The 11,295-nt window shown below is 66.8% G+C and carries 11 protein-coding genes; 4 read left to right on the forward strand and 7 right to left on the reverse strand.

From position 1 onward, the window contains the following. Window positions 1–213: 213 nt before the first annotated feature. Both hspQ and ACFJGT_RS09590 read right to left on the reverse strand, forming a co-directional pair. On the reverse strand, window positions 214–543 hold the full coding sequence (gene hspQ, locus ACFJGT_RS09585) for a heat shock protein HspQ (RefSeq protein WP_047578680.1): 330 nt from the start codon (window positions 541–543) through the stop codon (window positions 214–216). 111 nt (window positions 544–654) lie between these two features. Next, on the reverse strand, window positions 655–1,704 hold the full coding sequence (locus tag ACFJGT_RS09590) for an HpcH/HpaI aldolase/citrate lyase family protein (RefSeq protein WP_377848290.1): 1,050 nt from the start codon (window positions 1,702–1,704) through the stop codon (window positions 655–657). A 273-nt stretch (window positions 1,705–1,977) separates the two neighbouring features. On the opposite strand from ACFJGT_RS09590, the gene ACFJGT_RS09595 reads away from it, so the two are divergent. Together ACFJGT_RS09595 and ACFJGT_RS09600 are read left to right on the forward strand one after the other, a co-directional pair. Continuing rightward, window positions 1,978–2,949, forward strand: coding sequence for an AEC family transporter (locus ACFJGT_RS09595; RefSeq protein ID WP_377848292.1), 972 nt, complete (start codon window positions 1,978–1,980; stop codon window positions 2,947–2,949). 9 nt (window positions 2,950–2,958) lie between these two features. Further along, window positions 2,959–4,119, forward strand: a complete 1,161-nt coding sequence (locus tag ACFJGT_RS09600; protein ID WP_377848295.1) for a CaiB/BaiF CoA transferase family protein — start codon at window positions 2,959–2,961, stop codon at window positions 4,117–4,119. 137 nt (window positions 4,120–4,256) lie between these two features. Here ACFJGT_RS09600 and ACFJGT_RS09605 read toward each other — a convergent pair whose 3' ends face one another. Further along, window positions 4,257–5,435: a UbiH/UbiF family hydroxylase gene (locus ACFJGT_RS09605; protein WP_377848297.1), complete on the reverse strand. Its 1,179-nt coding sequence runs from the start codon at window positions 5,433–5,435 to the stop codon at window positions 4,257–4,259. A gap of 134 nt (window positions 5,436–5,569) precedes the next feature. On the opposite strand from ACFJGT_RS09605, the gene ACFJGT_RS09610 reads away from it, so the two are divergent. Then, window positions 5,570–6,544, forward strand: a complete 975-nt coding sequence (locus tag ACFJGT_RS09610; protein WP_377848299.1) for a quinone oxidoreductase family protein — start codon at window positions 5,570–5,572, stop codon at window positions 6,542–6,544. 277 nt (window positions 6,545–6,821) lie between these two features. Next, the gene (locus ACFJGT_RS09615; RefSeq protein WP_377848301.1) at window positions 6,822–7,148 is read left to right on the forward strand and encodes a hypothetical protein; all 327 of its coding nucleotides are present in this window, start codon (window positions 6,822–6,824) and stop codon (window positions 7,146–7,148) included. Between the two features lie 156 nt (window positions 7,149–7,304). Here the strand turns inward: ACFJGT_RS09615 and rimO are convergent, their stop codons facing one another. From rimO to ACFJGT_RS09635, 4 genes are all read right to left on the reverse strand, one after another. After that, window positions 7,305–8,624, reverse strand: coding sequence for a 30S ribosomal protein S12 methylthiotransferase RimO (gene rimO, locus ACFJGT_RS09620; protein ID WP_377848304.1), 1,320 nt, complete (start codon window positions 8,622–8,624; stop codon window positions 7,305–7,307). A gap of 103 nt (window positions 8,625–8,727) precedes the next feature. Beyond that, a complete protein-coding gene (locus tag ACFJGT_RS09625; RefSeq protein WP_377848307.1) occupies window positions 8,728–9,588 on the reverse strand; it encodes a sulfurtransferase in 861 nt (286 codons plus the stop codon). Next, a complete protein-coding gene (locus ACFJGT_RS09630) occupies window positions 9,585–10,022 on the reverse strand; it encodes an OsmC family protein (protein ID WP_377848308.1) in 438 nt (145 codons plus the stop codon). The genes ACFJGT_RS09625 and ACFJGT_RS09630 overlap by 4 nt, the downstream gene beginning before the upstream one ends. 203 nt (window positions 10,023–10,225) lie before the next feature. Beyond that, complete coding sequence (locus ACFJGT_RS09635) at window positions 10,226–11,272, reverse strand: sulfate/molybdate ABC transporter ATP-binding protein (protein WP_377848309.1); 1,047 nt, start codon at window positions 11,270–11,272, stop codon at window positions 10,226–10,228. Between the last annotated feature and the right edge of the window lie 23 nt (window positions 11,273–11,295).

The raw sequence follows: 11,295 nt of genomic DNA on the forward strand, positions 1-11,295 counted from the left end.
CAGAAAAGGCCGGTCCCTCGCGGGGCCGGCCTTTTTGCTTGGGGCTTCACGGTTGTCATTCCGGGGCGTGCCGCAGGCGCGAGCCCGGAACCCACGACTGGGTGGAACACTCGATAGATCGTTGCCAGCGGTTCGCCCGGTCGTGGGTTCCGGGTTCTTCGCTGCGCGAAGCCCCGGAATGACAACCGGGGGGCTTCAAAAAGCCGCCGAGCCTCAGTTCAGGTCGGCGCGGTCCAGCTTGTAGCGGCCCTTGCGGTCGCGCCGGAAGAATTCCTTGGCGCGCGGATGGCGCACGGGCTCGCCGGAATCGTCGTCGACGAGGTTCTGCTCGGAGACATAGGCGACGTATTCCGCCTCCTCGTTCTCGGCGAAGAGGTGGTAGAAGGGCTGGTCCTTCGACGGGCGCATGGCCTCCGGAATCGCCATCCACCACTCCTCGGTATTCGAGAAGACCGGGTCGACGTCGAAGATCACGCCGCGGAACGGGTAGATGCGGTGCTTGACCACCTGCCCGATCCTGAACTTGGCCGAACGCGCTTCCATAACAGATCCATCGTGAGCCGGCCGATGCGCCGCCAGCTTAGGTCTTGCCGCCTTGCGCAAGCAATGCGTCGTAAATGCGTCGAAATCAATCGATCGGGACCAGCCGTCCCATCACATTCCGTAGCGCTCGGCCAGATCCGGATCCCGCGCGGCGACCTGGACGGCGAGATCGACGATGACCTTCGCCTGTTTCCAGGTTGCATCGTCCTGCATCTTGCCATCGATCATCACGGCGCCGGAGCCGTCCGGCATCGCCTCCAGGATGCGCTTGGCAAAGGCGACTTCGGCCGGATCGGGGCTGAAGACGCGCTTGGCGATGGCGATCTGCGAGGGGTGTAGCGTCCAGGCGCCGGCGCAGCCGAGCAGGAAGGCGTTGCGGAACTGCGCCTCGCAGGCCGCTTCATCGCTGAAATCGCCGAAGGGTCCATAGAACGGCTTGATCCCGGCCGCGGCGCAGGCATCGACCATCTTAGCGAGCGTGTAGTGCCAGAGATCCTGCTGCGCGATCGCGCGCGGCCCGCCATCGGGGGAGGGGTCGGCGATCACCTTGTATTCGGGGTGGCCGCCGCCGACGCGGGTCGTCTTCATGGCGCGCGAGGCGGCGAGGTCGGCCGGACCGAGGCTCATCCCGTGCATGCGCGGCGAGGCTGTCGCGATCGCCTCGACATTCTTGACGCCCTCGGCCGTCTCCAGGATGGCGTGGATCAGGATCGGCTTGCGCAGCTGGTGCCGCGCCTCGAACTGCGCCAGGAGCTGGTCGACGTAATGGATGTCCCAGGGACCCTCGACCTTCGGCACCATCACGACGTCGAGCTTGCCGCCGATCTCGGCCATGATCGCGGTGATATCGTCGAGGAACCACGGCGAATTCAGCGCATTGACGCGTGTCCACAGGCCGGTCTTGCCGAAATCGACCGCCTTGCCCATGGTGATGAAGCCCTCGCGCGCCGCCTGCTTGGCCTCGACGGGAATCGCATCCTCGAGATTGCCGAGCACGATATCGACCTGTCCGGCGAGTTCGCCGACCTTGGCGCGGACCTTCTCCAAATGCGGCGGCACGAAATGGATCATCCGCTCGAGCCGCAGCGGCAATTCGCGGAAGGGCTCCGGCGCGCCGATCGCGAGCGGGCGGAAGAACTGGCGCGGCGTCCTGGTCGTCATCGGCGGCTCCATGCTGCAATGCAGCGACTGTGGCCGAGACCATGCACGCCGTCCATGGTTCTTTCGGTGGCGAATAGGCCAATAGACCTAGGTTATTATTCCTGATGAGTTCAATGGGTAATTTATCCTAGGTATGATATCCCTTCATTGCGCTGGCCGAGGGCGCACACGCTCCAAAAGCCCTTGCTGCCGCTTAGGCATGCGCTAGATGCAGATGTCCGCCGGGTTCGGATCGCAAGCGGGCGCCTTCACTGCAGGACGAAAACGCCACCGATGGCCGATCTTCTCAGCATCTTCAATCTGGTCGCGCCGTTCTTCGGGCTGATCCTGCTCGGCTTCGCCATCGGTCGCTACAAGCGGCTGCCGGAAGAGGGGCTCGCCTGGCTGCAGTTCTTCCTGATCTATGTCGCGCTGCCGCCGCTGTTCTACCGCCTGATCGCCGACAAGCCGCTGAGCGAACTCGCCAATTGGAAGTTCATCGCGGGCACGACCTTCGCCACCTTCTGCGCCTTCAGCCTGTCGCTGGCGATCGGGTTGAAGGCCGCCAAGGGCGACCTGCCGCAGGCGGTGATGCAGGGCGTCGCCGGAGCCTATTCGAATATCGGCTATATGGGGCCGCCGCTGATCCTGGCGGCGCTCGGGCCGGAGGCGAGCGCGCCCGTGGTGCTGATCTTCGTTTTCGACAGCGTCCTGCTGTTTTCGCTCGTGCCGCTGCTGATGGCGGTCGCCGGCGTCGAGAAGAAGAGCCTGCTCGCGACCGCCGGTGAGGTCGCCTGGCGGGTCATCACCCATCCCTTCAACGTCGCGACGCTGGCCGGCGTGCTCGCGAGCTATCTCAAGTTCGAACTGCCGGTGGCGCTCGACCGGATGGTGCTGTGGCTGTCGCAGGCGGCAGCGCCCTGCGCGCTCTTCCTGCTCGGCGTCACCGTGGCGCTGAGGCCGATGAAGCGGATGCCGGCTGGCGTACCGGCGCTGGTCTTCATCAAGCTGCTGCTGCATCCGCTCCTGGTCTGGGTGCTGCTCTCGGCCATCGGCGGCATCCCGACCAACTGGATCTATGCCGCGATCATCATGGCGGCGCTGCCGCCGGCCTTGAACATCTTCGTCATCTCGACCCAGTACAAGGTCGGGATCGAGCGCGCCTCGGCCTGCATCCTCGTCGGTACCATCGTGTCGATGGTCACGCTGTCGGGCTTCCTGTGGTTGGTGAAGACGGGCAGGATAGCGGCTGACCTCTTTCACTGAGGATGCCTGATGCTGCCGCTGGACGACCTGCTGGTCCTCGATTTCTCGACGCTCCTGCCCGGGCCGCTGGCGAGCCTCTTCCTGTCGGAGGCCGGCGCGCGCGTCATCAAGATCGAGCGGCCGGGCGGCGAGGACATGCGCGGCTTCCCGCCGCGCTTCGGTGAGACGGCCGCGCCCTTCGCGGTGCTGAACCGCGGCAAGGATTCGGTCGAGATCGATCTCAAGGCGCCGGACGCACTGGCGAGGCTCACCCCGTTGATCGCGAAGGCCGACATCCTGATCGAGCAGTTCCGGCCGGGTGTGATGGAGCGGCTCGGCTTCGGTCATGAGGCGCTGAAAGCCATCAACCCGCGCCTGATCTATTGCTCGATCAGCGGTTACGGCCAGCACGGCCCGCGCGCGCAGGAGGCCGGGCACGACATCAACTATCAGGCGCTCGGCGGGCTGCTCGGCCAGTCGCTGAAGCGCGGCGAGGCGCCGCCCCTGCCGCCGCCGCTCGTCGCCGACATTGCCGGCGGCACCATGCCGGCCGTTCTCAACATGCTGCTGGCCCTGCGCCAGCGCGACCGTACCGGCCAGGGCTGCCATCTCGACATCGCCATGGCCGACGCGATGCCGACCTTCGCCTGGTACGGGCTGGCTCAGGGGCAGGTCACCGGCTCCTTTCCCGATGGCGGCGAGGGCCTGCTGACCGGCGCCAGCCCGCGCTACGGGCTCTATGCGACGGCCGATGGCTGGTTCCTGGCGGTCGGCGCGATAGAGCCGAAATTCTGGCAGGGGTTCTGCGAGGGCATCGGCCTCGACGAACGCCTGCGCGACGAACGCCGCGACCCGGAGGCGACGCGGGCAGCCATCGCCGCCATCGTCTCCAGCGAAAGCGCCGCCTATTGGCGCGCGCTGGTCGAGCCGCTCGATTGCTGCTGCACGGTGGTGCGCACGCTGGAGGAGGCGGTGTCCGATCCGCAGATGTCGGCGCGCGGCCTGCTGGACGCGCAGGTCGAGGAGCCGGGTGGTCGCCGCCTCGTCTCGACGCCGTTGCCACTGGCGCCCATCTTCCGCGAGCAGGCGGCGAGCTTGCGCAAGGTCGCGGCGAGCGGGGCGGATACGCGGACGGTTTTGGGGGAAGGTAAAGAAACCGCGACGTCATTCCGGGGCATGCCGAAGGCATGAGCCCGGAACCCGAGAACCGATGCGGTTCTTCGGAGGCGCGCGGAAAGGATTCCCCAGCGAATGGCGGCATCGGTTCTGGGTTCCGGGCTCTTCGCTAACGCGAAGCCCCGGAATGACGGGCTGTTTCCGTAGACAGGTCAGGAGGTAGCCGCGCCGCCGGCCAGTCCCTGCCGCATCACGAGCCTACGCAGCGGGCCGATCCGCGATAGCGCCAGCAGGCCGGCGCCGCGCATCAGGTCGGCCGGTAGCAGATCGGTCAGCAGCGTGCGGTTCAGCACGTCGACCGCGCCCGTGCGCAGGCGTACATCGGCCTGCCGCGCCCTGTCGTAATCGGCGATGACGCTGGGCGCGCCGGCATCCGCCGCTCCTGCCAGCGCCTCGCTCAGCGCCGCGACATCGCGCAGGCCGAGATTGAGCCCTTGCGCGCCGATCGGCGGGAAGACATGCGCGGCCTCGCCGATCAGCGCCATGCGGCCGGCACCGAAGCGCTCGACCGAGAGCCCGCCCATCGGCACCCTACCGCGCGGTCCCGAGACGGTCATCGCGCCAAGCAGCGATTGCACCTGCCGCTCGACGCGTCGGGCGAAGGCGGCGTCGTCCAGCGCGGCGACGGCTTGCGCCTCTTCCGGGGCGAGCAGCCAGACCAGCGAGGAGCGCCGGCCGGGCAGGGGCACCAGGGTGCACGGGCCTTTCCGCGTATGGAACTCGGTCGAGGTTTCTTGATGGTCGCGGCGGTGCTCGAAGATCGCGGTCAGCGCGATCTGCGGATACCGCCAGTCGCGGCTTTCGATGCCCGCTGCCGCACGCACCTGCGAATTGCGCCCGTCCGCACCGACGACGAGCCGGGCCTTCAGCGGGGCGAAGCCGTCGCCGGAGAGTCGCACGCCGTCCGCCTCAGGTTCGATCGCCCGGACGAGGCCGGGGATCATGCGCAGGCTGGACAACGCAGCGGCCTTCTCGGCGAGAATCCCGGTCAGGTCGGCATTCTCGATATTCCAGCCAAAGGCCTCCAGCCCGATCTCGGAGGCCCGGAACTCGACCGGCGGCTGGCGGAACAGGCTGCCGCTGTCGTCGACGAGGCGCATCACTTCCAGCGGGGCAGCCTTTTCCAGCAAGGCGTCCTGCACGCCGAGATCGGCCAGCATCCGCCAGGAGCCGTCGAGCAGCGCGACCGTGCGGCCGTCGCGGGGCGTCGCGACCGGGCCGAGCAGCGCGACGCGGCGTCCCTCGCGGCTCAGCGCGAGAGCGGCTGCCAGCCCGACGGCGCCTGCGCCCACGATGGCGATATCGACCTGATCGGCAGTGTCCGTGTTCATCGTTCTTGGCTAGCCGATGCGCCCTGCTTTGGCCACGGGCCGCAAAGTCGCAAGGTGCGTTCTGCATTGGGCACGGATGCCTTTCCCGCGCGATGAACTATGGTCGGGGCATCTATCCCCAGGAGATGCCTTTCATGGTCAAAGCCATTCGCGCCCACAAGACCGGCGGCCCCGAGGTCCTGCAGTTCGAGGACGTCACCCTGCCGCAGCCCGGCCCCGGCGAAATCCTGATCCGGAACCGGGCGATCGGCCTGAATTTCATCGATACCTATTTCCGCTCGGGCCTCTACCCGGCGCCGCAGATGCCGTTCACGCTGGGCAACGAGAGCGCCGGCGACGTGCTCGCCGTCGGCCCGAACGTCACCGAATTCAAGCCGGGCGACCGCGTCGCGGTGGTCGCAGGCCTCGGCGCCTATGCCGAGGAGCGCATCGTGCCGGCGGCTGCCGTCGTCGCGCTGCCCGAGGGCATTTCCTACGAGGCCGCCGCCAGCATGCTCCTGAAGGGGCTGACGGCCGAATACCTGCTGCACCGGACCTACAAGGTGAAGCCGGGCGACACGATCCTCGTCCATGCCGCCGCCGGCGCCACCGGCCTCATCCTCTGCCAATGGGGCAAGGCGCTGGGCGCGACCGTGATCGGCACCGTCGGCTCGAAGGAGAAGGCGCAGCTGGCCAAGGCGCACGGCGCCGACCATGTCATCAACTACCGCGAGGAGGATTTCGCGGCGCGGGTGAAGGAGATCACCGGTGGGGCGCTCTGCGACGTGGTCTATGACGGCGTCGGCAAGGACACATTTATGAAGTCGCTGGACACGCTGAAGCCCTTCGGCCTGTTGGCGAGCTTCGGCAATGCCTCGGGCGCGGTCGAGGCCTTCAACCTCGGCATCCTCGCCGCCAAGGGCTCGCTCTACGTCACCCGCCCGACGCTCAACACGCACACGGCCAAGCGCGAGACAATGGTCGCCATGGCGAAGAACCTGTTCGAGACGGTGATGAGCGGCAAGGTCAAGGTGCCGGTCAACGCAACCTTCCCGCTGAAGGATGCGGCGGACGCGCACCGGGCGCTCGAGTCGCGTGGAACCACGGGCTCGACGGTGTTGATTCCTTAGAACGCGCCGATTTTACGCGGAAACACGCGGTCATCCCGGGCTTGACCCGGGATCCATGCCGGAGCCTTTCCGAATGAGCTTCACGCATGGATCCCGGATCTCCGCTTCGCTGCGTCCGGGATGACCGCGGTATCTGTCTTGCTCAGTTCGGCTAGAGGCGGCCGCTTCACACGGTGGATCGTCCGGCGCATTTTTCAGGAAGGCATGAACCCGCAGGGACAGCGCCGCGACGAATGGATGTCAGCGCATGCTGGCGACCATTCGGGACCCGACGCTCATGTCGTCCAAGTTTCAGACCGCCGCTTTCCTCGTCGCCGTCATCGCCCTTTCGGGCGTCGCGTTGGCCCAGCAGGCAAGGGGAATCGGCGGAGCAGCCACCCCGACCGAAGCGATCCTGAAGGGTGCCGAGCAGGGGCGGGTGCGCGTTCCGGGTCCGGTGCGTCTTCGCTATGCCCAGACCGGCTGCACGAGCGGCATCTGCAGCGAGCCGCCCCGGCACATGGAGCAGGCCGAACCCGTCACGGCGAGCGATTCTTGCAGCAGCCTCGGCACGGCGCGCGACCGCAACGGCCGCGCCATCCGCCGGCTCTGCACCTTCAACTGAGGGCGTTCGGGCATCTCATCGGGTAAACAGGCCGTCATCCCGGCCGGAGCGCCGGGATCCATCGGAGGGCTCGGCGCTCTACGATGGATCCCGGATCGGCACGGCTTCGCCGCCTGCCCGGGATGACGGCGTGTTTACCCGCGAGATCAGTTCAGCTCAGACCGCGACGCCGTGCAGGTCGTAGGCGTCGGCGCGCTCGATCTTCACGGTGACGATGTCGCCGGCCCTGAGCGGGCGGCGGCTCGCGACATAGACATTGCCGTCGATCTCCGGCGCGTCCCATTTCGAGCGGCCCTTGGCGACCGTCGGGCCGGCCTCGTCGATGATCACCTGGATGCGCTTGCCGACGCGGCGCTTGACGAGGCGGGTCGAAATCTCGGCCTGCGCCTTCATGAAACGATGCCAACGCGCTTCCTTCACGTCCTCTGGAACGAGATCGAGGCCGAGATCATTGGCGGGCGCGCCCTTCACCGGCTCGTACTTGAACGCACCGACGCGCTCCAGCTTCGCTTCCTTCAGCCAGTCGACGAGGATGTCCATGTCCTCTTCGGTCTCGCCGGGGAAGCCGACGATGAAAGTCGAGCGGATAGCGAGATCGGGGCAGATGTCGCGCCATTTCCGGATGCGGTCGAGCGTGCGGTCCTGATGGGCCGGGCGCTTCATCGCCTTCAGGACGTTCGGCGAAGCGTGCTGGAACGGGATGTCGAGATAGGGCAGCACCAGCCCCTCCTGCATCAGCGGGATGACCTCGTCGACATGCGGATAGGGATAGACATAGTGCAGGCGCACCCACATCCCCATCTGGCCGAGCTCGCGGGCGAGCTCGAAGAAGCGGGTGCGGATCTCGCGATCCTTGAACATCGAGGGCGCATACTTGATGTCGAGCCCGTAGGCGCTGGTGTCCTGCGAGATCACCAGCAATTCCTTGACGCCGGCCTTGGCCAGTTTCTCGGCCTCGCGCAGCACGTCGCCGATTGGCCGCGAGACCAGGTCGCCGCGCAGCTTCGGGATGATGCAGAAGGTGCAGCGATTGTTGCAGCCCTCTGAAATCTTGAGATAGGCGTAGTGCCGCGGCGTCAGCTTCACGCCCTGGTCGGGCACGAGATCGAGGAAGGGGTCGTGCTTGGGGGGCACCGCCTGGTGCACGGCCGAGACGACGCTCTCATAGGCCTGCGGGCCGGTGATCGCGAGCACGTTCGGGAAGGCGTCGCGGATCTGCTCGGGCTCGGCGCCCATGCAGCCGGTGACGATGACCTTGCCGTTCTCGGCCATGGCCGAGCCGATCGCCTCCAGCGATTCCGCCTTGGCCGAGTCGAGGAAGCCGCAGGTGTTGACGATGACGAGGTCGGCCCCGGCATGGCTCTTGGAGAGCTCGTAGCCCTCCGAGCGCAACGAGGTGATGATCCGTTCGGAATCGACGAGCGCCTTGGGGCAGCCCAGCGAAACGAAGGAGATTTTCGGCGCGACGGCGTTCATCGGCTGATGGCTTATGTCCAGAATGTCAGGAAGCGCCGCGCGCGTGGCACGCGATCGGCGCTTCCTTTGAACCTTTTTAGCCTGATTTGCAATCGAAAGCGGTTCAGGCCGCCTTGCCGGTCGCTACGGGACGGTCGGGGTCCTGCGTCCAGTCGGTCATCGAGCCGTCGTAGAGCGCGACCTCGTCGCGGCCCAGAACCTCCGACAGCACGAACCAGTTCGCTGCGGCGGAATGGCCGGTATTGCAGTAGGAGATCACCGGACCCTGCGGCACGGCCGCGTAGAGCTTCTCCAGCTCGCCCTGCGCCTTGAGCTTGCCGCCTTCGAATGCGCCGGCATAGTCGCGCCGGATCGCGCCGGGGATATGGCCGGCGCGCGCGGCCTCCGCCGATTTCTCGTGGCCCTCGAAATAGCTGGGGCCTCGCGCATCGACGAGGCTCGCCTGCTTGCTTCTGGCAGCGACGAGCGTCGAATCCGCCGTGCTGCGCAAGGCCTGTTGCGCCACGACCGGATAGGGGTCTGCGCTCTTCGGCTTGGAGGCGCCGGTCTCGACCGGGCGCTTCGGATCGGCCGTCCACGCCTTGAAGCCGCCGTCGAGAATGGCCTGCTGGCCATGGCCGATGAATTTCAGCGTCCAGTAGACCCGCGCCGCCGCGGCGAAATCGGTCGCGGCCGTGCCGGCCGGGACGATGACCACATCGTCATGCGGCTTGATGCCGAGACGTCCGGCCAGCGCGGCGAGATGATCGAGCGGCGGCAGCATGCCCGGCGCATTGCCGATCTTCGCGCGCCAGCCATCGGCGGCATAGTCGGAATGGACCGCGCCGGGAATATGCCCAGCCTCGAAGGCGGTCTTCGCGCCGTCGGCGGCGGTACGGATATCGATGATGACGAGGTTCTCGGCACCGAGCTTTTCGGCCAGCGCCTCCGGCGTGATCAATCCGGCGAATTCAGTGCGGCTCATTCAGCAGCCTCCTTCTGTAGTTCGTCGATCACTTCGAGGCTGTAGCTCATCTCTGCGGTCGCCCCGAGCATGATCGAAGCCGAACAGTATTTTTCCTTCGACAATGTGACGGCCCGCTCCGCCTTGGCCCGGGACAGGCCCTTGCCGGTGATACGGTAGGCGAGGTGGATCTTGGTGAAGACCTTGGGATCGGTCGTGGCGCGCTCGGCCTCCACATCGACCTCGCAGCCGGTGATGTTTTCGCGGCCCTTCTTGATCATCCCCACGACATCGAAAGCCGTGCAGCCGGCGAGCCCGATCAGCAGCATCTCCATCGGCCGGATGCCGAGATTGCGCCCGCCATATTCCGGTGCTCCGTCCATGATCATGGCGTGCCCGCTGCCGGATTCGCCCATGAAGGCCATCCCATCAACCCATTTCGCGCGTGCTTTCATCGCGATCTCCTGTCGGCGTGATCCGTGGTGCGACAGGCATAGCCTGACGGGTCTGCCGAGGCGAGGGCGGCTTCATGACGCTGCCCAGATGCCGGGCGTCATTCTCGGGCGAAGCGAAGTGCAGACCCGAGAATCTCGTGCAGGAAGAGGCGCCCCTCCGTCCTGAGATGCTCGGGTCAAGCCCGAGCATGACGGCGATCCCCTCACGCCGCCGCGAACAAATTTCCATGGGTGATGCGCAACCGAATCCGCTCTCCGATCGCCGGGGCGACCTGGCTGGCGAGATCGACCTCGAGCCGCTTCTTGAGCCCCTCGACAGCCACCTCCGCCCGGCGCATCGGCCCGTTCCGGCGCAGATGCTCGACCGTACCGGGCAAGGCGAGGGGCGTCTCGTCGACGATGCGCAGGTGCTGCGGCCGGACATAGAGCGAGGCCGGGCCGCCCTGGTTCTGCGACAATCCGCCGAGCACCGGCCGGTCGCCGAAGAAGGCCTGGCTGCCGACGACCTTGACCGGCAGCTTGTTCACCTCGCCCAGGAACTCGCAGATGAAGGGCGTCGCCGGGTGGTCGTAGACGTCGTCGGCCGATCCGACCTGCTCGATGCGCCCTTCGTTGAGGATCGCGACGCGGTCGGCCAGCTCCAGCGCTTCCTCCTGGTCATGCGTGACGAAGACGGTGGTGTGGCCGGTACGGCCGTGCAGTTCGCGCAGCCAGGCCCGAAGGTCCTTGCGGACCTTGGCGTCGAGCGCGCCGAAGGGCTCGTCGAGCAGCAGCACGCGCGGCTCGATGGCGAGCGCGCGGGCGAGCGCGACGCGCTGGCGCTGGCCGCCGGAGAGCTGGCTCGGATAGCGCTTTTCCAGTCCCGGCAACTGAACGAGTTCGAGCAAACCGCTGACGCGCTTGCGGATTTCGTCCTTGCTCGGGCGCTCGTGCCGCGGCCGGGACTTCAAGCCGAAGCCGATATTCTCGGCCACGTTCATCGTCTTGAACAGCGCGTATTGCTGGAAGACGAAGCCGATGCGGCGGTCGCGCAGCGAGAGCTCGCGCGTATCGGTCTCGCCGAACAGCACGCGGCCGCGATCGGCCTCCTCCAGCCCGGCGATGAGGCGCAGCAGCGTGGTCTTGCCCGAGCCGGACGGGCCAAGCAGCGCGACTAGTTCCCCCGGCTGGATATCGAGCGAGACGCCCCGCAGCGCCGGGAAATTCTCGAAGCGCTTTTCGATGGTCTCGATGGTGACGGCGACCGACATGGCGAGAAATCCTTCGTCTGTGG

This window comes from Allobosea sp. UC22_33 (assembly GCF_042700715.1).
Taxonomy (GTDB): domain Bacteria; phylum Pseudomonadota; class Alphaproteobacteria; order Rhizobiales; family Beijerinckiaceae; genus Allobosea.